Here is a 24,815-nt window from a genome sequence, read left to right as displayed (position 1 = left end):
CCCCCTCCTGCCTCACGCCGCCTCTTCAGCCCGCTTCTTGAACTCGTCCATCACCTCGCGCCACCCGCCCGCGTTGTCCTTGAACGCGCCGCGCCGCAGCTCCTCGTCCCCCTCCAGCGCCGTGAACCCGCTCTCGACCACCCGCAGCCGGGTGCCGTCGCCCTCGGGCGTGAGCGTGAACTCGATCAGGGTCGTGATCCCCTCGCGCAGCCCCTGACCCGAGTAGGCGCTGGCCCAACGGTAGGCCACGTAGCTCTTCGGGTCGATCTTCTCCACCCGCACCGGGTAGTCGCCGTACTGATCGCTGTGCGCGACGGTGGTCTCCCCGGTCACGGCCTCGGCGCCGGTCGGGCCGACCCAGAAGCCGGGCTCGGTCACCAGCGACCAGACCCGGTCCTGGGAGGCGGCGATCAGGGTCTCGCGCTCGATGCTGTCCTGTAGGTCGGTGGTCATTGCGTACTCCCTTGTTCTCACTAGCGGATCTAACGTGCAACCCCAGAGTTGCACATGGATACCGGACGCGCAACCCATAGGTTGCACATTACCGGGGCCGCGAGGTTGCGCCGGACAGATTTGTCGTCGGGGCCAGCAGCGCGGGCGCGCAGCGCACAGCTCAGTGTTCGAGCTCGGCGGCCGCCTTTCTGGGCATGAGGGCGACGACGGGGAAGGCGACGCCGGCGACGATGAGTACGACGATCAGGCTGGACTGGGCCGCGTGGGCCAATCCCCCTGAGATCGTCTGGAAGAACACGGTGGTCACCACAGCCGAGCCGATGCCGTTGGCGAGTTGCTGGATGGAGGCGATCGAGCCGCTGGCACTGCCGGCTTCGGCGGCGCTGACATCGCCGAGTGCGACGTTGAAGACGGTGGTGTAGCAGGCTCCCATGCCGAGCCCGGTGGCGAACATCGGGCCCGCGAGGTTCCACAGGCCCAGGTCGGTGCCCGAGTGGTGGATAAGCACGTAGAACCAGATGCATCCGCCCAGGAGCATGAGGATTCCGATGAACACCAGGTTGCGTCCGAGCTTGGGAAGCAGCCCCACGCACGCCCCGGATGCGGCGATGATGCCGACGGTCATGGGAACCAGGCCGAGTGCGGCTCCGCGTGGGGATTCGTGCATCCCTTCCTGCATGAACAGTGACAGGACATAGAGGAGTCCGCTGGTGGAGGCGAACACGGCCAGGCCCACGAGGACGCCGGAGGTGAAGCGCTTGTTGCGCAACAAGCTGGGGCGGATCAACGGCTCAGGCGCGGTCTTCTGGCGGTAGGCGAAGAAGACGAAGAACACGGCCCCCGCGCACACGGCGACAATCGGGAGTTCGTCCCAGCCGTTGGTCGAGCCTTCGATCAGTCCGAACAGTGACCCGAACATCGCCACCGCCAGCAAGCTCGCACCCCATCCGTCCACGACGACGCTGTTGTCCTGATCAGCCGCGGTGGTGCGGGGCAGCAGCCGGTAGGCGGCGGCCAGTCCCGCCGCGCCGAGGGCGAGGTTGATCAGGAAGATGGGCCGCCAGGTGGCCCCGGCGATGTTCGCGTCGATCAGGAACCCCGCGAGGATCGGGCCTCCCACGCCGGCCAGGCCCAGAACGGGTCCGTAGATGCTGAAGGCCGTCGTCTTCATCTTCGGCGGAAACGTCTTCGTCATGATCGCCACGCCCTGCGGGATCATCAGCGCACCGAACCCGCCCTGAAGCACGCGGGCGACGACCAGCAGGGCGGAGTCGGGAGAGAAGCCGGCCAGCGCGGAGGCGACGGTGAATCCGGCCATACCGATAAGGAACATCCGCCGCTGTCCGAACTTGTCACCGAGGCGGCCGCCCGCGACCAGGAGGACGCCCATGGCCAGGGAGTAGGCCGCCCCGAGCCACTTGATCAGCGCGTTGCCCCCGTGCAGTTCGCCGGTGATGGTCGGCGCGGCGATGTTCGTGATCGTGGAGTCGATCAGGTCGAGCGCGCTGGCCAACATGACCACCAGCAGAATCCCCCAGAGTGCCCAGGTCGGCAGGGTCGGCTGCTCGGCCGGCTCCACCTCTGTCGTCGTGTCCATCGCGGAACTCCTCTCGTGCCCGTCCGACGGGTGCGCGGCGCCGATCTCACCGGTAGTCTAACGAACATGTTCGTTAGATGCATGTTCGTGGCGAACATGATCGCCACTCGCCTGCCAGTCCAGGCGTGCTCACGCACCGAACGCACGGAAACGCGCATGAACTTGTTCGCAACGAACAGAGTCGGTAGGTTCGCCGCATGCCCAGACGCCCCGAGCCGGTGAGCCGGCGGGAGCGCCCGGCCAAGCCGGCGCTGACCCGGGCGGGGATCGTCGCGACCGCGGTGCGCGTGATGCGCTCCGAAGGGCTCGAGCGGGTCACGATGCGGCGCCTCGCGGCGGAACTCGACACCGGTCCGGCCTCGCTGTACGTGTACGTGGCCAATACCACCGAGCTACACGCGGAGATTCTTGAGGCGATGCTCGGAGAGGTCGACCTCGGACCCGTTGGCGCGGCCGGAGACTGGCGCGACCGCATCGATGCCGTCCTGGGTTCCTACGGTCGCGTGCTCGTCGAGAACCCAGGCCTGGCGCGCTCGGCGCTTGTCGCGCGGCCGTCGGGCGCGAACTACCTCAACCTCGTCGAGGCGTTGCTCACCCTGCTGAACGAAGGCGGGATTCCGGACGCACAGGCGGCCTGGGGCTTGGACTTGCTGCTCCAGAACGCCACTGCGAGCGTGGTGGAGCATCCCGGCTGGGAGGGTTCGGACAGCGTCGGCGAAGAGTGGGATTCTCTCGCCGAGGCGTTGGCGGACGCGTCGCCCGCCGGTACCCCACGGGTAGCCGCGCTCGGAACGCAGCTGATGTCCGGAACCGCTCAGTCGCGCCGGAAGTGGGCCATCCGGGTACTTCTCGACGGCATGAAGCACACGTCCCTGCCGGAGTAGACGCCACCTCAGAGGGGCACGCTTTGTGCCACCCCGGGGAGGGCCGACGTCATCCGGTTTCCTTGCAGGCATCCCCCCGGGAAAAACACGTCTCTGGCGGTGTCCTGTTTTACGGGATAGCATTCCTGTAAGACGAGACAGGAAGGAGCGGTGCGCCATGGCCATCGCTGAACTGGGACACACCGGCCTGTGGGTCTACGACCTGCCGCTGATGAAGGACTTCTACACGCGGCTGCTCGGCCTCCGCGTCACCGACGAGGACGAGAAGTTGGGCATCGTGTTCCTCAGCTCTCGCCCACAGGTGGAGCACCACGAGTTCGTCCTGCAGACCGGACGCACCGCCGCAGTAGGAGACAAGCAGCAGCACCAGATCTCATGGCGGGTGGAGAGCCTTGAGGACGTCCTCGAATTCCATCGTCAGTTCCGCCGCGAAGGCGTGCCCGTGCAGCAAGAGGTGACCCACGGCAACGCCATAGGCATCTACTTCTTCGACCCGGAAGGCAACCGGAACGAGGTCTACCTGCGCATTGATCGGGACGTGCGCCAGCCGTTCCGCAAGAGCCTCGACCTCGACCAGGAGCCGGAGCTGATCTACGCGCAAGCCGAGGCGCTGTTGAACGACGGCACGGTCGCCTATCAGCCGGTCCAGTAAGCCCGGTGAGCCAGGTCAGCCCCGTGAGCCCCGTGAGCCCAGGTGAGCTGAGATCCCGGTAGGGTGTCCTGCATGTCGGGAACTGTGAACGCGGCAGCGGAGGGCACGGCCGGCTACCGCGGGCGCAACTCCACCGCGGACCGCGCGCTGGACATCTTGCTGCTGTTCGACGATGACCGGCTGGTCCTTTCCGCACAGCAGGTCGCCGAGCACCTCGGGGTGGCCCGTTCCACCGCTTACCGGTACCTACAGAGCCTGACCACCATGAGTTTCCTGGAGGAGAACGACGGCGGGAGCGGGTTCCGCATCGGCCCTCGCGTCCTGGAACTGGCTCGGCTGGCGCGCAAGGGGATCGGGCTGTCCGATCTCGCGCTGCCGGTGATGCGCGACCTCGTCGACACCACCGGCCAGGCCGCACTCCTGACCCGTCGCACGGGTGCCTCGGTGGTGTGCCTGGAGCGCGTCGAGGCTCCGACCGCGATCCGGCTGTCCTACGAGCGGGGCCAGATCCTTCCGGTGAACGCCGGCGCCGCGGCCCTGGCCCTACTCGCCTGGGCTCCGGCGGCCGAGCGCGACGAGATTCTGAGCCGTCCACTCGCGCGTTTCACCGAGGCCACACTGACCGACCCGGAGGCTCTGCGTTCTCGTCTGGCGGAGATCCGCGCGTCGGGCGTCGCCCTCGGCCGCGGTGAGCTCGACCCCGACGTGCTGGGTATCGCGGCGCCCGTGCGCGGCTCAGACGGCGGCGTGATCGCCGCCGTGAGCATCGCGGCACTGGCCCACCGCGTGCCGGACGACCGGGTTCCCGCATTGTCGGGCGCGGTCCGCAAAGCCGCGGACGATCTCACGCACCAGGCCCGGCTCTCCGGTTTGTAAGCGCGCAGGCGCAGGCGCTTCAGATCGTAGGCAAGGTACTGCTCACGCCGGCTCAGTTCGGAACGACAGTGACCGGCAGCGATTCCAGGCCGCGCAGGATGTTGTTGAAGTGCCGTACCGGTGTGCCGGCCTGGATGTGCGAGACGCCGTCCAGCAACGCGGACAAGACGGCCTCGCCCTCCAACCGCGCAAGGGCCTGCCCGGCGCAGGCATGCAGGCCGTAGCCGAAGGTGAGATGTTCGAGGTTGTCGCGGGTGATGTCGAACCGGTTGGGGTCGGCCCAGCGGCGCTCGTCGCGGTTGGCGGATCCGTACAGGACGGCCAGTTTCGCCCCCGCCGGCAGCGTGACGTCCTCAACCGTCCAGTCGGTCCGCACCGTCCGCCCGAACGCCTGCACAGGCGATTCGTAGCGCAGGATCTCGCGAAACGCCTGCGGCACCAGTGACCTGTCCGCCCGCAGCAGCTGCCACTGATCGGGGTGCTCGGCCATGAGCCAGAGGCAGTGCCCGAGTGCGTTCACCGTGGTGTCCATCCCGGCCGTGACGTAGGCCATCACCAGCCAGGGCGCGGCCTGCACGGGGATCGCGCCGGCGTCCGCGGCCTCGAACACCGCGCGGCCCATACTGCCCTCGGCCAGATTCTCCCGGGTCGCGCCGACCAGCACGTAGTCGGCCACCTTCGCCAGCTTCGGAAACGAATCCCGGGTGCGTTCGTTGTCCGGGCCGAAGCAGTTGAAGTTGGCGTCGATCATCCGCAGCAGATCTTCACGCCCCTCCTCGCGCAGACCGATCAGGTCACCGACGATCTCGACCGGGAACCGGCGCGCGAGATCGGCCACCGCGTCGAAGGAGCCCCGCTCGATCAGGCCGCGCACCAACCGCGCCGCGCGCCGGCGGATCTCAGGCTCCTGTTCGCGCAGTGCCCGGCGGGCCAGTCGGGCCGCGAGGGTGCTGCGCATGGCGTCGTGCAGCGGAGGATCGGCCCGCAGCACGGAGAAGTCGCTCATGTAGCGGTTGAACTTGTCATTGAACGCGATATCGGCCGACGAGAACGATTCCCAGTCGCCGAGTACGTGGCGCACCTCCCGGTACCGCGGCACCGCGTACATGTCGAACCGGTCCAGATGGACCACGGGTCCGGCGTCACGCAGTTCCCGGAACGCGGGGTACGGCTCGGCCATGATCTCGTCGGAGAAGATGTCCACATCCGAGCGCGGGGCGGTGGTGATCAACGACATCACAGAGTCCTTTGATGAGCGGGAGACCGCTGAGCGAGTCTTGTGAGCTTCGGCGCTGAGATGGGGAGGTTCACCGACACCGCCGTGCCGAAGGCATCCCCCGGTCCGGCGCCCGGCCACAGGAGCAGCGCCCGCCGTTGCGCGATCGATCCGTCCAGCACCGTCGGCTCGCCGACCGGAGGCAGCCGGCCGGCCATCCGGATCTTCAGCCCGAACATCTCGGTCCAGAAGAACGGCGGCCTGCCGCCGACCAGATCGGCCGGTTCCCGGCCGAGCAGGGTGGCCGCGGCGATCTTCGCCTGCGACAGCGCGCTCCACCAGTGCGGGCTGCGCGTCATCCGGCCGTCCCGCCCGGGTGCGGACACCACGTCGCCGGCGGCGACGATGTTCGGCGCGACCCGGCAGGCGTTGTCGATCACGACTCCACCGTCCAGCCGGATGCCGCTGCCGTGCAGCCACTCGGTGTTGGGTACGTCGCCCGCCGCGGTGACGACGAGGTCTGCTTCGGCGAGCAGCGCGCCGTCCGTCGTCAGCAGCCGGCCGGACCGGTCGATCCGCACCCCGGCGGGCGCGACCGACACCCGCACGCCGTGCTCGGCGGCCGCGGCCAGCACGAGGTCGGCGAGCAGCGGGCCGAGCCTGCCGAGCAGCGCAGGGAACTGGTCGACGACGGTGACCGCCTTGCCGAGGCCGACGGCCGCCGAGGCTATCTCCAGGCCGAGGAAGCCGGCACCGGCCACCGCGACGTCGCGCGAGTCGGCGAGGCGTCCGCGCAGGCCGACCGCGTCGTCCAGCCCGCGCAACGTGGTCTCGCCGTTGCCGACGCCGGTGCCGACGGCTGTGCCCAGGCGGCGCGCGCGGGCACCGGTGGCGATGACCAGGCCGTCGTAGGGCAGGTGTTCGCCGTCTGCGAGTTCGACCGCGCTCTTCTCCCGGTCCAGGCCGACCGCGGTGACGCCGGTGCGCAGCCGGACGTCGTCCGGGGCCGGCAGGAACACGCTGTGCTCGGGTTCGACGCCGGTCAGCACCCCCTTCGACAGCGGGGGCCGGGTGTACGGCCGGTGCGGCTCGTCGCCGATCACGGTGATCTCGCCGTCGAACCCCAGACCGCGCAGTGCGCTCGCCGCGCCGCAACCGGCCTGGGACGCGCCGACGACGACGATGCGCTCCAGGCCGGTCATCAGTGGGCCGTCGGGCCGGACAACGTCAACGCCGCCACCGGGCAGGCGCGCACCGCCGCGTTGGCCAGGGGCTTGTGGGCCGCCGAGAGCTCCGCGACGTCGATGACCGGTTCATCCTCGTCGTCCAGGTGGATCAGGTCCGGTGCGGCCTGTTGGCACATTCCATAGCCCTCGCACCGGTTCCGGTCGACCAGCAACCGCTCGATACCCGCGTGCTCCATTGCGACTCCCACAGCTGCTTGCCGACCAGGTGCGGTCGGATCGCCTCAGCGCCGGATGGTTCGCCCGGCACCGTCTTCCCTGGGAAATTATGGAGCCGAATCTCGACTGTCAAACACCAGGTCCTGCTAATCAGGACTTATGCACGGCCCCTTCTCAGCACGGCCCCTTCTGAGCACGGCCCCTCGTCAGCCGTCGCGGGCCTCGAGCTCCCGGGTGATGGTCGCGGCGGCGTCGCGGACCGCACTCTGTACGTTCGGCAACTCCGAGCGGGAGATCCGGCCGGCCAGCGCGGCGATGCTGATCGCCGCGCAGACCTGGCCGGCGCTGTCCCGGATCGGAGCGGCCACGCCGAGAATGTGCTCGTCCAACTCGCCTTGGGAAACGGCGACGCCGCGTTTGCGGATGTCGGCGAAGCGGGCGCGCAGTTGGTCGGGGTCGGTGAGCGTGCGGGCGGTGAACCGCTCCAGCGGCTCACGTTCGAGCACGGAGGTAACCTCGTGCGGATCAGACCAGGCCAGCAGCACCTCCGCCGCGGCGCCGGCGTTGATCGGCAGAACGTGGCCGCGCTCGTAGCTCAGCCGGACCGCCTGCCGGGCCTCGACCAGGTCCAGACACACCACCGAACGGCCCGAACGCCTCGTGAGCAGCACCGTCTCATTGATCCGGGCGGCCAGCGAGCGCATCACCGGCAGGGCGAGCTCGGAAAGGCCGAAACCGGCCCTGGCCGACCGGGCCAGCTCGAAGATCCGCGGACCGAGCCGGTAGCCGCCGGCGGCCTCTTCGAGGAAGCCGGCCGTGACCAGACTCTGGAGGTAGCGGTAGCCGGTGGAGCGGGCCACACCGAGTCGCGCGGCGATCTCCGCGCCGGTCCACACCGGCTTGTCGGCCGAGTAGAGCAGCAGGATGTCCAGCGCCCGATCGGCAGTCGAATTGCGTTCGCGGTAGGTGCTGGTGCCGCGGGTGTGTCCGGTCATGGCCCCACCCTAGGAGGATTCAGCTTGTCCTGTATAGCAGGATCTTATATGCGGATAGCAGGATCGCGTACCTAGACTGACCTCAGGCTGGAACACGACGGCGAGGGCTCAACGGCCTTCGGGAAGGAAGCCATGACGCTCAAGGGCTCCTTCGACGTGGTGGTCTGCGGTGCCGGCCCGGTGGGCTTGGCCGCCGCCGCCCTGCTGGCCGCGCGCGGCGTCCGCGTCGCGGTTCTGGAGCAGCACGCGACCACCAGCGACGAACCGAAGGCGATCAGCGTCGACGACGAGGCACTGCGCGGGTTCCAGCAGGCTGGGATCGTCGAGCGAGTGCTTCCGGTGGTACTGCCGGGCAGCGGGACCCGCTACTACGACCGGCACGGACGGGAGTTGTTCCACGCGCGCGGCCCCGAGCCGCTGCGGCTCGGGTATCCGTTCAAGAACCCGTTCGCCCAGCCTGATCTGGAACGTGTCCTGGCCGGTGCGCTGGGCGAGATGCCGAACGTGCGGCTCGCGTTCCAGACCCGGGTGGTGGGCTTCGAGCAGACGCCGGATCACATCGGTGTGCGGGCCCTGACGACGGACGGCGAGATCACCGTCGAGGCCGCATACGTGCTCGGTTGCGACGGCGGAAGGTCGGCCACCCGGCTGTTGCAGGGCGGACGGATGACCGGACGCAGCTACGACGACGTCTGGCTGGTCGTGGACACCCTGGAGGACCCGCACACCGAGCGCTTCGCCATGCACCACGGAGAGCCCGGCCGGCCGCACGTCATCGTGCCGGGCCGAGACGGACGGTGCCGCTACGAATTCCGCCTGTTCGACGGCGAGGGCGCCGCCGGCGAGCAGCCGTCCTTCGCGCTCATCGAGACGCTGGTGTCCCGCTACCGGCCCATCACCGCGAAGCAGGTCGAGCGCGCGGTCAACTACCGCTTCCACGCGGTGGTCGCCGACGAGTGGATGATCGGGCGCTCGTTCCTGCTCGGCGACGCCGCGCACATGATGCCGCCCTTCGCCGGCCAAGGGCTGAACTCGGGAATACGCGACGCGATCAATCTGACCTGGAAGATCGCCGACGTGCTGGCCGGCCGGCTGGACCCGGCCGTGCTCGCCAGCTATCAGCGCGAACGCTTCCCGCACGCGCTGGCCACCGTTCGGATGTCCGAGCGGCTGGGCCGCTGGATGATGACGACCGAGCCCGGCCTGGCCCGGGCCCGGGATGCCGCCGTGACTCATGCGCTGTCCACCGCGGCCGGCCGTGACTATCTGGAGCAGATGCGCTATCGACCGGCGCAGCGCTACACCGAGGGCCTGGTCCTGCCGGACGGCAGCGGGCCCCGCGGCGTCGCGATCGGGCAGCCGCTGGTCTTCGACACCGCCGACCACCGCATCCGCCGGCTCGACGAGGCGCTGGGAACGGGCTGGGTGCTGCTCGGCGTCGAGGTCGGCGAAACCTGTTGGCCGGCGGCCGAACCCATCGCGACCGCACTGGCCGCGACCACGGTCGAGATCGGTCCGGACGAGCACCTGCCGCGGACGTCACGCCGTCTGCTCCTGGACGTCGACGGCGCACTAAACCGGGAATTCGCCCCCTACCGCGAATCCTTCGTGCTGCTGCGGCCGGACCGGGTCGTGGCGGCTTCTTGGCGGCCGGCGCAGAGCCCTGAGTTCGTCGAGCGCGTGCTGGCCTGGACTCCGGCGACGACGGCCGCCGCAACGGAAAGGGTACTGACCCATGGATGACCCACAGCCGCCGGACGCCCGGCCTCGCACCGGCAAAGGCAGGTGAGCCGAGCCGTGCGCTATGCGACATACGAGGACGACGGACAGCGTCACGTCGGGGAGGTGCAGGGCACGACGCTCGTACCGCTGCTCGGGGTGACCGAGCTCGGCGCGGCGACCACACCCCGGATTCTGCGGGCCGCACCGCGCGACCGGACGCGGGCCGTTCCGGCCGACCGAGTAAGGCTGCTGCCGGTGGTGCCCCGACCGTCGAAGATCTTCTGCGTCGGTCTCAACTATCTCGACCACGTCACCGAAACCCGGCGGGACCTGCCCGACTATCCGGTACTGTTCCCGAAATTCGCCGCCAGCCTGCTCGGCCCCTATGACGAGATCGTCCTGCCCGCGGAATCGACGCAGGTGGACTACGAGGGCGAACTCGCCGTGCTGATCGGACGTCCCGGCCGGCGGATCGCCGAGGCCGACGCCGGCGAGCACGTGCTCGGCTACGCCGTGGCGAACGACGTGACCATGCGCGACTACCAGTACCGGACACACCAGTGGATGCAGGGCAAGGCCTGGGACGACAGCACGCCGCTCGGCCCGTACCTCGTCACGCCCGACGAGGTCGACATCGACCACGCCGGCATCCGCACCGTGCTCAACGGCGAAACCGTGCAGGAGTCCGACTTGTCCAGGCTGATCTTCTCCATCCCGAAGCTGATCGCGACGATCTCCACCTTCACCGCGCTCACGCCCGGCGACGTGATTCTGACCGGCACCCCCGGCGGCGTCGGCTTCCGGCGCGACCCGCAGCGGTTCCTGCGCGCCGGCGACGAGATCAGGGTCGAGGTCGACGGCGTGGGCGCCATCGGCAACACCGTTCGCGCGCCCGGGCCGGCCGACGGGGGTGCCCGATGACCGGCCGGCCCACGGAGCCGAAGCTCGACCGGAGCTTCACCTTGCACCTTCGCGGCGACTGGGGCTCGGCCAACCTGCACCGGGTGTGCGGCTGGGTCACCCAGGAGCTGGCCGGCCGCTCCGGGCCTGACACCCGGATCGCGATCTGGAACAGCCGCGGCTTCGCCGACGCCGTCCGCGCGGTCGGTGACCACGAGGTCGACATCGCGATGGCCACGCCCGCCGCGTTCACCACCGCGGCCCTCGACGGCCGAGGCGTCTACGCCGGGCAGGAGTTCCCACACCTGCGCGCGCTCGGCGTGGTCCCGCAACGGGACCGGCTGGTGCTGGCCGTACACCGCGATCTGAACGTCACCACCATCGCCGAACTGCGGCAACGCACACCGGAGCTACGGCTGGCCACCTCCGTGCGCGACGGCGTCAACCACGTCGGGATCGGCGCGCACGCCCTGCTGGAGCGCTCCGGGATCGACGTGACCGGTTGGGGCGGACGCTTCCTGGAGGACGAGCGGCCCTTCGAATCGCTCGGCCATGTGCTGGCCGGGCGGGCGAACGCCATCATCCACGAGGCCGTGATGCTCCCCGAGTGGCAGCGGTTCGCGCCGGACTACCGCTTCCTGTCGGTCGAGCAGGATGTGCTGGCCGGGCTCGAGGCCGACTACAGCTGGCCTTCCGCGACCGTCGAGGACGGCTTCTTCGCGGGCGCGGGCGGCTTCCGCACGCTCGACTTCTCGGACTTCGTCATGCTCACCACGACCGAGCTCGACGAGGACATCGCCTACGCGGTGGCCTGGGTTCTCGGCGAGACTCGCGAGGTCATCGAGAAGCAGTACCGGCACCTGCCGGCGGCGCGCAGCCCCATCACCTATCCGTTGGATCCCGTGACGATGGGCAAGACACCGGTCCCGCTGCACCCTGGCGCCGCGCGCTACTACGAGGCCCTGCCTACCACCACCTGATCCGCGCGGCCGGCTCCATTCCAGGAACAGCCGGCTCCATTCCAAGAACAACAGACCGCTCCAAGGGCAAGAGGCCGTTCCACAACAAGAGACAAGGAGGTCTCCATGAGTGTCACCGAAGAGTTGGTGGTCATCGGATCGCAGTCGCCGCTGCGCAGTGTGGAGCGCGACGAGAACCTGCTTCTGGCCCCGCCGTATCCGCCGAAACTGAAGACCCGGCCGTGGCGCGAGCACGAGCCGCTGGCCGTGGTGCACTATCCGCGGGAATTCCAGGCGCAGCCGTTCGCGCCGCCGCGCGGTGTCTACGAGAACGACCAGATCCGGGTCGAGTGGCAGACCATGGACAACCGGCAGCCGTTCTATCACCGCAACTGCGACGTGGACGAGCTCTCCTACCAGATCGCAGGCGAACGTACGCTGATGACCGAACTCGGCGTGATCGAGCACCGGCCGGGCGAGTTCTCCCGCATCCCGCGCGGCGTCGCGCACGACAACTACGGCCGCTGCGAAAGCCACCTGCTGTTCTACCTGCCCGCCCCGGTCGCCGAGCTCGAACCGGCCGAGCGGGAGTCGGCGCCGGTGTTCCCGCCCTTCCCGGGCTGGCAGCCGAGCGAGATCAACGAGGCCGTCACCCAGTGCATGGGCAGCCCGGGCCACGACATCGTGATCTTCGGTGTGGATGAGCAGCGGCTGCTTGAGCAGGTGCACGTCGAGGACACCCGGATGAAGGTGCTGCGCGCCGACCCCGGCCGCGCCGTCACCTGGCTGTACGAAACCCAGGGCATCAGGCTCGGCGTCGTCAACACCACGCCGGGCGGTGCGCGCGGCTATCGCCGGATCCTGGACGCCGACGAGGTCCAGTACCAGATCAGCGGCCGGCGCACGCTGATCACCCAGCGCGGGATCGCCGACCTGGAGCCGGGCGACTTCGTGCGCGTGCCGCTGGGGGTGTCCCAAGCCGACGCCACAGCCGAGCCCGGCCAGTACATCAGCCTGCGCTCACACCGGGAACTGCCCCAGGTAGCCGAGACCACGCGCGTGGCCGAAGCCTATTCGCCCGAACGGCTCGAGGCCCTGGACGCGGAGGTCCGTTCATGACGACGATGCTCGCAGTCCGAGCACACCGGGGCTCGAACACACTGACCCTGGAGCGCATCCCGGTTCCGCAGCCGGGCCCGCACGACGTGGTGGTCCAGGTCGCGGCGGCGGGCCTGGCACCGGGCATGATGCGGCTGCTGGAGAAGGGCTCTTTCAAGCATCTGCCCACGACCGTCGGCCACGAGGCCGCCGGCACAGTCTGGGCCGTCGGCGAGCGCGTCAGCGACGTCTCGGTCGGCGACCGGGTCCGGGTGCATCCGAACCTCAACTGCCGCGACTGTGTCTACTGCCGCAGCGACCGCGACATGATGTGCGCGCAGCAGGCCATGCTCGGCCACGCGGCGTTCGGCAACCAGGTGACGCCGCTCTACGACGAGTACCACGACGGCGGGCTCGCGGAGTACGTGCGGGTACCGCACTGGCTGATCGACCGCCTGCCCGACGGCGTCGGGTTCGACGTCGCCGCCAAGGTGCACGATGTGGCCAACGCCGTACGAGCGCTGAAATGCGCGGACCTGCCATCGGCCGCCACGGTGATCGTCACCGCCGCGACCGGCACCATGGGCACCGCGACCATCAAACTCGCCGCGGCCCACGGCATCGCCAACCTGATCGTCGTCGGCCGCGACGGCGACCGCACCCGCGCGGTCGTGCGGCTCGCCGGGTCCGTCCCGACCAGCGTGGTCGCCCTCGACGAACTGCCGGCCGACTGGTCGGCCACCGGCGGGCTCACCAGGCGGCTGCGCGAACTGGCCCCCGAGGGCGCGCACGCCGTCATCGACTACGTCCCCGGCGGGCCGACCACCGAGCAGGCCATGGGCGCGATGGCCACCGGCGGCACCCTGGTCCACATGGGATCCAACTCGACCCCGCTCTCGCTGCCGCCGGCCGCGATGATGGCCAGGTGCTGGCGTTTCGTCGGCACCCGCGCCTGCACCCGCAACGACGCCCGGGAAGTGCTGAGCATGCTGGGAAGCGGCGTGCTCACCGCCGACGAGCTGATCAGCCACCGGTTCCCGCTCGCCGACGCGCTGAAAGCCGTCGACGCCATGCAGAACCGCACCGAACCGATCTGGATGGCAGTAGTCAACCCCTGATCCGAGCAAAGGAACAGCACACGTATGCGACTGACACACTTCGGCCACGCCTGCATGCTGGTCGAGATCCCCGCACCGCAGACGGCGACCCGGATCCTGATCGATCCGGGTACCTACTCCACCGGCTTCGAGGAACTCCGAGACCTGGACCTGATCCTTCTCACCCACGCCCACCCCGACCACCTGGACGCCGACCGCCTGCGCGCCCTGGCCGCGCACAACCCGAACGCGACGATCGTGCACAGCCCGGGCGCTCGCGGCGCCCTCGCCGGACTGGCCACCACCGCCGCCGTCCCGGGTGACGAACTCGTGATCGCCGGCGTCGAGATCGCCGTGACCGGCAGTGGGGGGCACGCATGCATCCATCCAGACCTGCCGGGCTCGGACAACAACGGCTACCTGATCAACGGCCGTGTGCTGCACCCCGGCGACGCCCTGGACCAGTTGTCAGCCGCCGTCGAGGTGCTCCTCGTTCCGGTCGGCGGACCATGGATGAAGATCGGTGAAGGCATCGACTACGTCCGTGCCGTCGCGCCGCGCTTCGCGATCCCGATCCACCAGGCGGGTCTGGCCTCGATCCACCAGCAGCTGCATTACCAGTTGCTGCGCGACCTGACACCGGCGCAGACCGAGGTGGTCATCCTGGAACACGCCGAGCCGCACACCCTGTGAGTCCAACGCGCGCGGAGAGCGACATGACGAAGTCGATGAAGGCCTCGCCGATCATCGGCAGATCGGCAAGGTGGTCCTGCTGCCGTGAGGCGGCGTGCGGCCCCGCCGATCAGTTCGGGATGTGCAGCAGCAGGTGCGTGGGCCGACGCACCATGAGCTCGGGGGCGAGCTCATGGACGTAGCCGTCGGCGAGCATGATCTCCGGACGGCGCCGGAGCAGTTCGCTGAGGAACGCCTCGGCTTCCATCCGGGCCAGTGGGGCCCCCAAGCAGGCGTGGGCCCCACGGCCGAAGGCGAGGTGGCCCGCCGAACGGTCGCGCTCGATGTCGAATTCCAGCGCGTCCGCGCCCCAGACCTCCCGGTCCCAGTTCGCTGACTGGAGCCCGATCACGATCTGCTCGTCGACGTCGATGGGGCATCCGCTCACAGCGGTCGGCTCATAAGGCGTGCGCATCACGTACTGGATCGGCGCGTCACGCCGGAGGGACTCCTCGATCGCCGCCTCGACGAGCTCGGGCCGGTGCTGGAGCAGCCGCCACCGGTCGCGGTCGGACAACAGGGTGTGGAGCAGGTTCGCGATCAGGCTGCTGGTGGTCTCGGTGCCGGCCTGGATCAGCTGCCACACGTGGATGACGGCCTCGGCCGCCGACAGATCACCGGCCTCGACGGCCTCGGCCAACCCGGAGATCACCGACTCGTCCGGTGGCACGTCCCGGCGCCGGCGGGCCTCGATGAGGGCCTGAAGGCGCGCCATCATGGCCTGGTATTCCGGCGTTCCGTTCAGCGGCGCGGGCAACGTCTCATGCAGGGCGTCGCTCCATGCCTGCAACTGGGACCAGTCCTGCTCCGGCAGACCGATGAGAGCGTAGACGACCTGAGCGGCGAGCCCCTTGCTCACCGTGATCAGGTTGAAGTCGACGCCGATCGGCAGATCGGCCACCGCCGCGCGGGCCAGCTCCTCGACCCGGGGCTGGAGCCGGCGCAACGCGCGGGGGGCGAACCAGCGGCGCAGCCGGAGCCGCAACGCGGTGTGCGCCGGCGGATCGCTGCTGGGCAGCGCACCACTGCCGGTGCGGAAAGGCCGCGCCCCCTCGGTGGCGTCGAGACGGAAGTTGCTGCGCGCCGAGAAGCGGGTGTTGTCGACGAGGACCTGCTCGACGTCGGCATACGCGGCGAGGAAGTGCATGCGCGGGTGCGGCTGGGAGACCGGGCAGCAGGCCCGCACCTCGGTCAGCCGCTGCTCCGCGTGGTGATGGTCGGCCAAGCTCATCGGGTCGAACGCCGCGACCGCGTCGGCGGCGGCGCCCTGTTCGGCGGTGCTCAACGGTCCGCCCTCCATGTCCTGTATATCAGGTCAGCAGTCCGGTATAACGAGACTAGGCTAAGTCTCGGGCGAGGTAGTGTCAACGCACGCCACAGCTGCGCGCGCCACGGAGTAATCAAAGTCCTGCACCACAGGACAAGCCTTGACAACAGCGGGATTGATCCCGATGGTCCAATGGCGACCTTGTCATCGGCGAAGGCGTCCACGGCCATGGCCACAGCCACGGCCCGCGTGGCGCTCGCGTCCGATGGCGTCTTTCCACCAAACTCCAGGACGTGTTGTCGATGACTGAGGACCACCTGTCGGTCTCGCGGCGCAGCTTGCTGGCCTCCGGTGCCACGCTGCTCGGCGGCTTCGGGGTGAGCGCGACGCTGCCCGCCGCCCGCGCGTTCGCGGCCGAGCCGTCGCCGGCGGGCGGCGCCGCCGGTACGGCCGCGAACGAAGTCACCGATCTGGCCCAGTACCGACCGGTATCGGCGTCCTCGACGGCGTACGCGGCGACGCCCGCGGCCTTCGCCGTCGACCGGCTCGCCGAAACCGGCGTCAAGGGCACCGGATGGCGCGCCGCGACGGGCGATCCGCAGTGGATCGCAGTGGATTTGCAGGCCCCCTGCGCGATCCAGTCGATCATCCTGACGTTCGAGGCGGACGCCGACACCCCGCCTTTCGTCCCGGCCGGCGGCGGGAATCCGTACGCGAACACGACCGGCGAGGAGATCATGTCCAGCTGTGCCGTGGCGTTCACGATCGACGTGTCCGCCGACGGCTCGGCGTGGGCCACGGCCTACCAGACGGCCTCGGGAGCCGGCGGAGTCACGACCGTGACACTGCCGCGGCCGGTCACGGCGCGCTGGGTACGGCTGAGCGCGACGCAGAATTCGAACACGAACCCGCTGGGCCTCAACGGCTTCGAGGTGTACGGAACCTGTCGCCAGGCGCGACCGCCGGCGCACGGCTGGAGCAGCTGGGGCCCGAACCGGCGGCCGGCTCCGCCGCTGACGGTGGCCGCCGACGGCACGGTGCCGATCGAGTCGGGCTGGAATCTCACGCTCGACGACTGGGCGCCGAGTTCAAGCGGCGCCACGCTCTCAAGCGCCGGCACTGACACCGGCGACTGGCTTCCGGCGACCGTACCGGGCACGGTGCTGGGCTCGCTGGTGGAACAGGGCCACCTGCCCGATCCCGCGTACGGCATGAACAACCTGGCGATTCCCGAGGCCCTGTCCCGGCACGCCTGGTGGTACCGGCGCGCCTTCGAGCTGCCACGCGGGCTGGACGCGGGCCCGGGCCGACACCTCTGGCTGGAGTTCGACGGGGTCGACGACCAGGCCGAGGTCTGGCTCAACGGCACGCGGGTCGGCCAGGTCGCCAATGCTTTCACCCGCGGCGTGTACGACGTCACGAACGTGCTGCACCGCGCAGGCGAACAGGCGCTCGCCCTCCGGGTCACTCCGATCCCCCAGCCCGGCAGCCCGGGTGACAAGGGCCCGGACGGCGAGTCGTTCGTCAACTCCGACATGCTCTACCTGAACTCCCCGACCTACCTCGCGGCCTCCGGCTGGGACTGGATGCCCGCGGTACGCGACCGCGGCGCGGGGATCTGGAACCACGTGCGGCTGCGCTCAACCGGCGACGCGGTCATCGGCGATCCGCGTGTGAGCACCACGCTGCCGAACCTGCCGAGCACCGACGTGGCCGAGGTGACGATCACCGTGCCGGTCCGGAATGCCGGCGCCGGCGCCGTGACGGTCACCGTGACGGCGGCGTTCGACGACGTGCGGCTCACCGACACCGTCACCGTGGCCGCGGGGAAGGAGGCCGACGTAGTCTTCGCGCCGTCGGCGTACGGCGCACTGCGGATCAGCGAGCCGAAACTCTGGTGGCCGAACGGCTACGGCGTTCCGTTCCTGCACGAGCTCACGCTGACCACCGCGGTCGGCGCCGCCGAGAGCGACCGGCGCACACTTCGCTTCGGCATCCGGCAGTTCGACTACGTCGCGAACGTCCCGATCGTCATCAACTCGCAAGACCGCGCGACGCAGACCGAGAACTTCCCAGCGCGGACGGCGCGCTACCTCCGGATCCAGTGCGGCACCCGCGCCACCAGCTGGGGCGACTCGATGTGGCAGCTGTCCGTGTACGACTCCTCCGCGCCCGGCACGGATCTCGCGCTGAACAAGACGGCCACCGCTTCCTCGGTCGACAACTCCAGCGACGGGCCGCAGAACGCTGTCGACGGCGATCCGAACACCCGCTGGTCCTCCGCCTACGAGGACGACCAGTGGATCCAGGTCGACCTGGGATCCGCCGTGCCGTTCGACCAGGTCGTCATCGTGTGGGAGCAGGCCTACGCCGCGACCTACGCGATCCAGACCTCGAACGACGCCTCGAACTGGACCGACGTGCTCGCGGTCGACAACACGCCAACTCCACTGAAGATCATCGTCAACGGCGTGCCGGTGTTCTGCCGGGGCGGCAGCTGGGGCTGGGACGAGCTGCTGCGCCGGGTGTCGCCCGACCGGATGAACTCGCTGATGGCCCTCCAGCGCGACATGAACTTCACCATGGTCCGCAACTGGATCGGCACCTGCCACCGCGAGGAGTTCTTCGCCGCGGCCGACGAGTGCGGCCTGCTGGTGTGGAACGAGTTCTGGGACGGCTTCTCGGAGGACCCGCCGGACGCCGCCGCCTACATCGCGGCGGCGCGTGACACGGTTCTGCGATACCGCACGCATCCCTGCATCGTGGTCTGGTTCGGCTGCAACGAGGGTGATCCGCCCGCCGACATCGCCTCCGACATCGCCGCATTGGTGGCCGCCGAGACGGACCTGCTGTACCAGCCGGACTCCAACACCGGCGTCATCACCGGGGACGGGCCGTACCACTGGCTCGATCCGACCGGCTACTTCACCGGCGACGCCACCGGCGGCAGCATCGGGTTCCACAGCGAGATCGGGCTTCCCACGGTCCCGGTCGTGGAGAGCATGCGCAATCTGGTCGGCTCGGACGACCCCGGCTGGCCGATCGGCGCGCCGTGGTACCTGCACGACTGGTCCAGCCAGGGCAACCAGGCGCCGCAGACCTACCAGGCCGCGATCCAGGCGCGCCTCGGCACGTCCGACAGCCTTGAGGACTTCTGCCGCAAGGCACAGTTCGTCAACTACGAGAGCATGCGGGCGATCTTCGAGGCCTGGAACTCCCGTCTGTGGCACAACGCCACCGGCGTCCTGCTGTGGATGTCCAACCCGGCCTGGCACAGCACGGTCTGGCAGACATATGACTACGACCTCGATGTCAACGGCAGCTACTACGGCGCCCGCAAGGGATGCGAAGCGCTGCACGTACAGGCCAGCCTGGCCGACTGGTCGGTCCTCGCCGTCAACCACACGCCCACCGCCCGCGACGCGCTCACCGTCACCGCGCAGCTCTACAAGCTAGACGGCACGACGCTGGGCACAGCGACCAAGCAGACCCTTGAGATCGCGGCGTCGTCGTCCACTCCCGCGTTCACCGTCGCGTTCGACGACTCGCTGCCCGCGCTACACCTGCTCCGTCTCCAACTGACGAACGACTCGGGCGAACTGCTGTCGGAGAACACCTATTGGCGTTACCACGCCGACACCGACATGCAGGCGCTCAACCAACTGGCGCCCACTCGCGTGACGGTGACGACCAGCGGCCACGGCACGAACGACACGCTCACCGCGACGCTGCGCAACTCCGGCCCGACCGTGGCCGCGATGCTTCGGCTCTCGCTGCGCGACGAGAACACCGGCGACCGCGTTCTGCCCACCCGCTACTCGGACAACTATTTCTGGCTGCTGCCCGGCGAATCACGCGAGGTCACGATGTCCTGGCAGACCACTGCCGAGGTGGCCCCGCGACTCGTCGTCGAGGGCTACAACGTGCCCATCACAACGAGCTGACCGCGCAGGCACCATCTCCCCACGGCGACTCCGTCCACGAATCAGGGCCTTGTGAGCGATGGCACGCTCGCCGGGTCGTTGAAGACGGTCTCGCAGCCATGGCGCAGGGCGCCGACGATCGTCGCGTGCCGGCCGAGCAGCTCGGTGCTCAGCACCGGCTCGTCCGTCGGGGTGATGGCGCGGCGGCCGGCGAAGTGGCGCAGGACCGTGGGCACGAGCCAGTCCGACCAAGCCGCCAGGTGCCCTCCGAGAACCACCTGTTCCGGATCGGCGACGCGGGAGACGGCGGTCAACGCGGTCGCCAGAGCACGGGCGCCGGCTTCGAGCGCGCGCGCCGGGCCGGGATCTCCGGCTCGTAGCCGGCGGTCGAAGTCGGCCCGGGCCCGCTCAGGGTCCTGATCGTGGAGGTCCGGGTCGAGGCCGGCCGCGCGCATCAGGGCTTCGAGGCCAAGGTAGGTGACCAGGCAGCCGTGGTCGCCGCATTTGCACGCCGGTCCGTCGAAGGCGACAGGGATGTGGCCGAACTCCCCCGCCATGCCGTGCCCGCCGGTCTGGATCTGCCCGTCCACCACCAGGCCTCCGCCTATGCCGGGGCCGACGCGCAGGTAGGCGAAGGCACGCGGTGCCGTACCGGTGCGGCTCGCCAACGCGTGGTACTCGGCGAACGCAGCCATGTTCGCCTCGTTGACCACGCTCACCGGGCACGAGCCGGCCGGCAGCGCGGCGCGCACCAGTGCGGCGAGGTCGATGCGGCGCCAGCCGAGCAGGATCGAGTCGGCGATCAGGTCGTCCTCGATCACCGCGCCCGGAACGGCGAGCACTAGGCGGGCAGTGTGCACCTGAGTGCGCCCTGGCGTCGCGGTCGCCTCCAGGGCCTCTTGAACGAGCCCGGCGATCTGCTCGGCCACCGGCCGCGGGTCACCTGGCGCGGCGAGCACGCGCTCCCCGCGCCACGTGACCGTGCCGCTGAGGTCGCAGACCGCACCGGCGAGCCGGTCCGGCATCACCTCGACCGCGACGGTCTGCACCCGGCCCGCGCGCAGTTCCAGCAGCTTGCGCGGCCGGCCGCGGCTGCCGGAGGACGCCAGGCCGGCCTCGCGCACCAGACCGCTGCCGATCAGTTCCGCGGCCAACGCGGTGATCGAGGCCGACACCAGGCCGGTCGCCGCTGCCAATTCGGTGCGTGCGCACGGACCGTGGGCGGCGATGTGCCGCAGCACCAGCGCGAGATTGCGGCGTCGCACGTCGGAGGAGTCGGCCGGAGTGTCCACGGCGTCGATTCTCGCCGATCCGGCCGGCCGGCCCGACGCCGGCGGCAGCCGGGGCGGCAGGTTTAAATCTCGCATGCCGAAAAATATAACCCACCCGGCGCTCGATCCATCGAGGGCGGCGCGATGATCTATCGGCTCACTTGTGCCCGTTATAAGAGCGTAATAACTCAAGGCTTGAAGTAAATAGCCCCTCGGTCGATACTCGACTGGGCCCAGCAGCCCGCACAACCATCGAGCAAGGAGTACGGACCATGGCTGAATCCCGTGACGCACTGCTGGTCGTCAGCGCGCACGCCGGTGACTTCGTCTGGCGCTCGGCCGGCGCGATAGCCCTGGCGGCCGAGCGCGGAGAGCGCGCCAAGGTCGTCTGTCTGTCCTACGGCGAGCGCGGCGAATCGGCGAAGGCATGGCTGGCCGGCAAGCCGCTCGAGGAGATCAAGGCGATCCGGCGTGCGGAGGCCGAGGCCGCGGCCTCGGCCCTCGGCGCCGAGATCGAGTTCTTCGATGCCGGCGACTACCCGCTGTCGGAGAACGCCGAACTGGTGGACCGGCTCGTACACATCTACCGGGACGTACAGCCCACGGTTGTGCTCACCCACACCCTGGCCGATCCGTACAACGGCGATCATCCGGCCGCCGCGCGGATGGCCATGCAGGCGCGGATCCTCGCGCAGGCCATCGGCTACCAGGCGCCGGGCGACGTGCTCGGCGCGCCTCCGGTGTTCTCCTTCGAGCCGCACCAGAGCGAGCAGTGCGACTTCAAGCCGGACGTCCTGCTCGACATCACGCCGGTCTTCGAACGCAAGCAGAAGGCCATGCAGTGCCTGCCTGCGCAGCAGCACATGTGGGACTACTACACCGATCTCGCTAAGCGGCGTGGCGTGCAGTTGCAGCGCAACGCCGGCCCGAACCTCGGGCTCGCCCACGACACCCGCGCCGAAGCGTTCCAGCGTCACTACCCGCAGACGGCCAAGGAGCTCGCGTGAGGAACGTCGTCGTCACCGGCGTGCCGCGCCCGCCACTGGACCAGCTCGACGAACTCGCGCGCTTCGGCGTGGCCACCGTGCACGAGGCACTGGGCCGGATCGGGTATCTGGGCCCGCGGATCCGCCCGATCCAGCAGGGGACGCGCATCGCTGGCTCGGCGGTGACCGCGCTGTGCTGGCCGGGCGACAACCTGATGATCCATGCCGCGGTCGAGCAATGCGGTCCCGGCGACGTCCTCGTGGTCTCTACCGCCTCGCCGTGCACCGACGGCCTGTTCGGCGAATTGCTCGCCACCTCGCTCGCCGCGCGCGGCATCCGCGGCCTGGTGATGGACGCCGGGGTGCGCGACACCGCGGAGCTGCGCGCGATGGGATTCCCGATCTGGACCCGGCACGTCAGCGCTCAGGGCTCGGTCAAGGCCACGGCTGGGGCGGTCAACGTTCCACTGGTCGTCGGCGGCCAGAGCGTGCTCCCGGGTTCGGTGATCGTCGCCGACGACGACGGAGTGCTCACCGTGCCGGCGCACGAGCTGCCGCGCGCCATCGAAGCCTCCCGGGCCCGCGAGGCCAAGGAACAGATCACCCGGGACGTGCTCGCCGCCGGCCAGCTCGGGCTGGACCGGTACGGCCTCAGAGCTCTGCTCGGCGAGCTCGGTGTGGAGTACGTGCCGTATGAGCAGTACCTCGCCGGGGAGCGCAGGAATGTCTGAGCCGGCCGGCATCCCCTGCATCCAGATGCGCGGCGGCACGTCGAAGGGCGCGTACTTCCTCGCCTCGGACCTGCCGGCCGACCCCGCCGAACGCGACGACGTCCTGCTGCGCGTCCTGGGCACCCCCGACCCTCGGCAGATCGACGGGATCGGCGGCGGGCACCCGCTGACCAGCAAGGTCGCCGTGGTGTCGCCGTCCAGCCGGGCGGACGCGGACGTCGACTACCTGTTCCTGCAGGCCGGAGTCGACGAGGCGTTCGTCACCGACCGGCAGAACTGCGGCAACCTGTTGGCCGGGGTCGGACCGTTCGCCGTCGAGCGCGCTCTGTTCGCCTCTGCCGGGGAGCATGTCAGTATCCGCATTCATCTGGTCAACACCGGCGAGTCGGCGACAGCCACCTTCACGGCTGTCGGCGGAACGGTCGACTACCGCGAGCCGGTCCTGCTGGAGTTCGCCTCGCCGACCGACAAGCCCCTGCTGCCCACCGGCCGCATCCTCGACGTGCTCGACGGCATCGAGGCGACCTGCGTCGACAACGGCATGCCCGTCGTCGTGGTCAGGGCGGCCGACCTGGGCGTGACCGGTGAGCAGACCCCGGCCGAGCTGGAAGCCGACGAAGCGCTCGCCGACCGCGTCCGGCGGATCCGCACCGCGGCGCTGAAGCTGATGGGCCTGGGTGAGGCGCCGTCGCTGCCGAAGATATCCCTGCTCTCACCGCCGCGCGACGGCGGCACCATCAGCACCCGGACTTTCATCCCGGTGCGCTGTCACGAGGCGATCGGGGTGCTCGGCGCGGCCGGCGTCGCCGCCGCGCTGTTGTTGCCCGGAGCCGTCGGGGCCGAGCTCGCCGCCGTTTCCCCCGGGCGGCCGCTGCGCCTGGAGCACCCCAGTGGCTTCCTCGACATCGTCGTCGAGCTCGACCCGGACGCGCCCGCCGACCGCCCGCGCACCGCGCGTTCGGCTCTGGCGCGCACGGCTCGCAAGCTGTTCGAAGGCACCGTCTTCCCCCGGCCCGCCTGACACCGGATCAAGGAGCCTCATGCCCGCGACGCCCTCGCCCCTCCATGAGATCGCCCACCTCGGCCACGCCGAACTGCTCACCCCCGACCTCGACGCGAGCCTGCACTTCTTCACCGAGATCCTCGGCCTTCGCATCTGCGGACGCGTGGGCGACTCGGTGTACCTGCGCACCTTCGACGACTACGAACACCACAGCCTGATCCTCACCGGCCACGAGACCTCGGGCATCCGCCGCACCGCGCTGCGCACCTGGAGCGCGGACGCCCTCAAGCGCCGGGTCGCCGCGATCGAGGCCCGCGGCCTGGGCGCCGGCTGGCAGGACGGCGGGTTCGGCGTGGGACCGAGCTACCTGTTCCGCGACCCGGACGGCCACGAGTTCGAGCTCTACTGGGACTCCGAGCACTACCAGGCACCGCCGGCCACGCGCCCGGCCCTGAAGAACCAGGCCGAGGCCAAGCCGGCGCACGGCATCGGCGTACGCCGCCTGGACCACGTCAACTTCCTGGCCGCCGAGGTATCGACGAACGGGACGTTCCAGCGGGATGTCCTGGGCGCCCGCACCAGCGAGCAGATCCGCATGGACGACGGCCGGATCAGCGCGCAGTGGCACCACTTCGGCAACAAGTCCTACGACCTGGTCTACACCGAGGACTGGACCGGCAGTCACGGCCGGCTCCACCACATCGCCTTCGCCACCGACACCCGCGAGGAGATCCTGCGCGCCGCCGACATCTGCCTGGATGCGGGCGTCTTCATCGAAACCGGCCCGCACAAGCACGCGATCCAGCAGACCTTCTTCCTGTACGTCTACGAGCCCGGCGGAAACCGCATCGAACTGTGCAACCCGGTGTCCCGGCTCCTACTCGCCCCCGACTGGGAGACCGTCACCTGGACCGCGGCGGAACGCGCGAAAGGCCAGGCCTGGGGCTTGAGGACCATCGAGTCCTTCCACACGCACGGCACCCCACCGGTCGATGTCGCAGACCTGGCGATCCACTGATCCACAACCGGACTGATCCACAACCGGGAGGA

22 protein-coding genes are annotated in these 24,815 nt (G+C 69.7%); 14 read left to right on the top strand and 8 right to left on the bottom strand.

Annotated features, from left to right (window positions below):
- Window positions 1-12: 12 nt before the first annotated feature.
- Window positions 13-453: an SRPBCC domain-containing protein gene (locus tag IZR01_RS16365; protein ID WP_194892696.1), complete on the bottom strand. Its 441-nt coding sequence runs from the start codon at window positions 451-453 to the stop codon at window positions 13-15.
- A gap of 160 nt (window positions 454-613) precedes the next feature.
- The gene (locus tag IZR01_RS16360; protein ID WP_194892697.1) at window positions 614-2,050 is read right to left on the bottom strand and encodes an MFS transporter; all 1,437 of its coding nucleotides are present in this window, start codon (window positions 2,048-2,050) and stop codon (window positions 614-616) included.
- Window positions 2,051-2,247: 197 nt separating this feature from the next.
- Here IZR01_RS16360 and IZR01_RS16355 point away from each other — a divergent pair, with 197 nt between their 5' ends.
- The 3 genes from IZR01_RS16355 (at window position 2,248) to IZR01_RS16345 (ending at window position 4,462) form a co-directional block, all read left to right on the top strand.
- Window positions 2,248-2,934 (top strand): TetR/AcrR family transcriptional regulator, encoded by a 687-nt coding sequence (locus tag IZR01_RS16355; protein WP_194924348.1) that lies wholly within the window; start codon window positions 2,248-2,250, stop codon window positions 2,932-2,934.
- A gap of 157 nt (window positions 2,935-3,091) precedes the next feature.
- Complete coding sequence (locus tag IZR01_RS16350; protein ID WP_194924347.1) at window positions 3,092-3,586, top strand: VOC family protein; 495 nt, start codon at window positions 3,092-3,094, stop codon at window positions 3,584-3,586.
- Between the two features lie 72 nt (window positions 3,587-3,658).
- On the top strand, window positions 3,659-4,462 hold the full coding sequence (locus tag IZR01_RS16345; RefSeq protein ID WP_194924346.1) for an IclR family transcriptional regulator: 804 nt from the start codon (window positions 3,659-3,661) through the stop codon (window positions 4,460-4,462).
- Window positions 4,463-4,514: 52 nt separating this feature from the next.
- Here IZR01_RS16345 and IZR01_RS16340 read toward each other — a convergent pair whose 3' ends face one another.
- From IZR01_RS16340 to IZR01_RS16325, 4 genes are all read right to left on the bottom strand, one after another.
- Window positions 4,515-5,699 carry a cytochrome P450 gene (locus IZR01_RS16340; protein ID WP_194924345.1) on the bottom strand — a complete coding sequence of 395 codons (1,185 nt, stop codon included), beginning with the start codon at window positions 5,697-5,699 and terminating at the stop codon, window positions 4,515-4,517.
- The gene (locus tag IZR01_RS16335; protein WP_194924344.1) at window positions 5,699-6,880 is read right to left on the bottom strand and encodes an NAD(P)/FAD-dependent oxidoreductase; all 1,182 of its coding nucleotides are present in this window, start codon (window positions 6,878-6,880) and stop codon (window positions 5,699-5,701) included. The genes IZR01_RS16340 and IZR01_RS16335 overlap by 1 nt, the downstream gene beginning before the upstream one ends.
- Window positions 6,880-7,101, bottom strand: a complete 222-nt coding sequence (locus IZR01_RS16330) for a ferredoxin (RefSeq protein WP_194924343.1) — start codon at window positions 7,099-7,101, stop codon at window positions 6,880-6,882. The genes IZR01_RS16335 and IZR01_RS16330 overlap by 1 nt, the downstream gene beginning before the upstream one ends.
- Window positions 7,102-7,287: 186 nt before the next feature.
- The gene (locus IZR01_RS16325; RefSeq protein ID WP_194892704.1) at window positions 7,288-8,076 is read right to left on the bottom strand and encodes an IclR family transcriptional regulator; all 789 of its coding nucleotides are present in this window, start codon (window positions 8,074-8,076) and stop codon (window positions 7,288-7,290) included.
- A 132-nt stretch (window positions 8,077-8,208) separates the two neighbouring features.
- Between IZR01_RS16325 and IZR01_RS16320 the strand changes: the two genes are divergently transcribed.
- The 6 genes from IZR01_RS16320 to IZR01_RS16295 all read left to right on the top strand — a co-directional run bounded on the left by IZR01_RS16320 (window position 8,209) and on the right by IZR01_RS16295 (window position 14,545).
- The gene (locus IZR01_RS16320; RefSeq protein ID WP_194924342.1) at window positions 8,209-9,819 is read left to right on the top strand and encodes an FAD-dependent monooxygenase; all 1,611 of its coding nucleotides are present in this window, start codon (window positions 8,209-8,211) and stop codon (window positions 9,817-9,819) included.
- Between the two features lie 54 nt (window positions 9,820-9,873).
- Window positions 9,874-10,719 (top strand): fumarylacetoacetate hydrolase family protein, encoded by an 846-nt coding sequence (locus IZR01_RS16315; RefSeq protein WP_194892706.1) that lies wholly within the window; start codon window positions 9,874-9,876, stop codon window positions 10,717-10,719.
- On the top strand, window positions 10,716-11,678 hold the full coding sequence (locus IZR01_RS16310; protein ID WP_194924341.1) for a TAXI family TRAP transporter solute-binding subunit: 963 nt from the start codon (window positions 10,716-10,718) through the stop codon (window positions 11,676-11,678). Before IZR01_RS16315 ends, IZR01_RS16310 begins: the two co-directional genes overlap by 4 nt.
- A 105-nt stretch (window positions 11,679-11,783) precedes the next feature.
- Window positions 11,784-12,776, top strand: coding sequence for a hypothetical protein (locus tag IZR01_RS16305; RefSeq protein WP_194924340.1), 993 nt, complete (start codon window positions 11,784-11,786; stop codon window positions 12,774-12,776).
- Window positions 12,773-13,873, top strand: coding sequence for an alcohol dehydrogenase catalytic domain-containing protein (locus IZR01_RS16300; protein WP_194892709.1), 1,101 nt, complete (start codon window positions 12,773-12,775; stop codon window positions 13,871-13,873). The genes IZR01_RS16305 and IZR01_RS16300 overlap by 4 nt, the downstream gene beginning before the upstream one ends.
- A 24-nt stretch (window positions 13,874-13,897) precedes the next feature.
- Window positions 13,898-14,545: an MBL fold metallo-hydrolase gene (locus IZR01_RS16295; RefSeq protein ID WP_194924339.1), complete on the top strand. Its 648-nt coding sequence runs from the start codon at window positions 13,898-13,900 to the stop codon at window positions 14,543-14,545.
- Between the two features lie 109 nt (window positions 14,546-14,654).
- Here the strand turns inward: IZR01_RS16295 and IZR01_RS16290 are convergent, their stop codons facing one another.
- Window positions 14,655-15,869, bottom strand: coding sequence for a cytochrome P450 (locus IZR01_RS16290; RefSeq protein ID WP_194892711.1), 1,215 nt, complete (start codon window positions 15,867-15,869; stop codon window positions 14,655-14,657).
- A gap of 284 nt (window positions 15,870-16,153) precedes the next feature.
- Between IZR01_RS16290 and IZR01_RS16285 the strand changes: the two genes are divergently transcribed.
- A complete protein-coding gene (locus IZR01_RS16285) occupies window positions 16,154-19,795 on the top strand; it encodes a discoidin domain-containing protein (protein ID WP_194892712.1) in 3,642 nt (1,213 codons plus the stop codon).
- Window positions 19,796-19,836: 41 nt separating this feature from the next.
- Here IZR01_RS16285 and IZR01_RS16280 read toward each other — a convergent pair whose 3' ends face one another.
- A complete protein-coding gene (locus IZR01_RS16280; RefSeq protein WP_228554142.1) occupies window positions 19,837-21,141 on the bottom strand; it encodes an ROK family transcriptional regulator in 1,305 nt (434 codons plus the stop codon).
- A gap of 176 nt (window positions 21,142-21,317) precedes the next feature.
- Between IZR01_RS16280 and IZR01_RS16275 the strand changes: the two genes are divergently transcribed.
- From IZR01_RS16275 to IZR01_RS16260, 4 genes are read left to right on the top strand one after another with little or no spacing between them, the layout of a single operon-like run.
- Window positions 21,318-22,052, top strand: coding sequence for a PIG-L deacetylase family protein (locus tag IZR01_RS16275; protein WP_194892713.1), 735 nt, complete (start codon window positions 21,318-21,320; stop codon window positions 22,050-22,052).
- On the top strand, window positions 22,049-22,762 hold the full coding sequence (locus IZR01_RS16270; RefSeq protein ID WP_194892714.1) for a 4-carboxy-4-hydroxy-2-oxoadipate aldolase/oxaloacetate decarboxylase: 714 nt from the start codon (window positions 22,049-22,051) through the stop codon (window positions 22,760-22,762). Before IZR01_RS16275 ends, IZR01_RS16270 begins: the two co-directional genes overlap by 4 nt.
- Window positions 22,755-23,783, top strand: a complete 1,029-nt coding sequence (locus IZR01_RS16265) for a PrpF domain-containing protein (RefSeq protein ID WP_194892715.1) — start codon at window positions 22,755-22,757, stop codon at window positions 23,781-23,783. The genes IZR01_RS16270 and IZR01_RS16265 overlap by 8 nt, the downstream gene beginning before the upstream one ends.
- Before the next feature lie 19 nt (window positions 23,784-23,802).
- Window positions 23,803-24,783, top strand: coding sequence for a VOC family protein (locus tag IZR01_RS16260; protein WP_194892716.1), 981 nt, complete (start codon window positions 23,803-23,805; stop codon window positions 24,781-24,783).
- Window positions 24,784-24,815: the final 32 nt, after the last annotated feature.

It is taken from the genome of Catenulispora pinisilvae, from assembly GCF_015356865.1.
Classification (GTDB): Bacteria; Actinomycetota; Actinomycetes; order Streptomycetales; family Catenulisporaceae; genus Catenulispora; species Catenulispora pinisilvae.
Note: the sequence above shows the minus strand (reverse complement) of the source record. Positions and strands in the feature narration are given on the sequence as shown.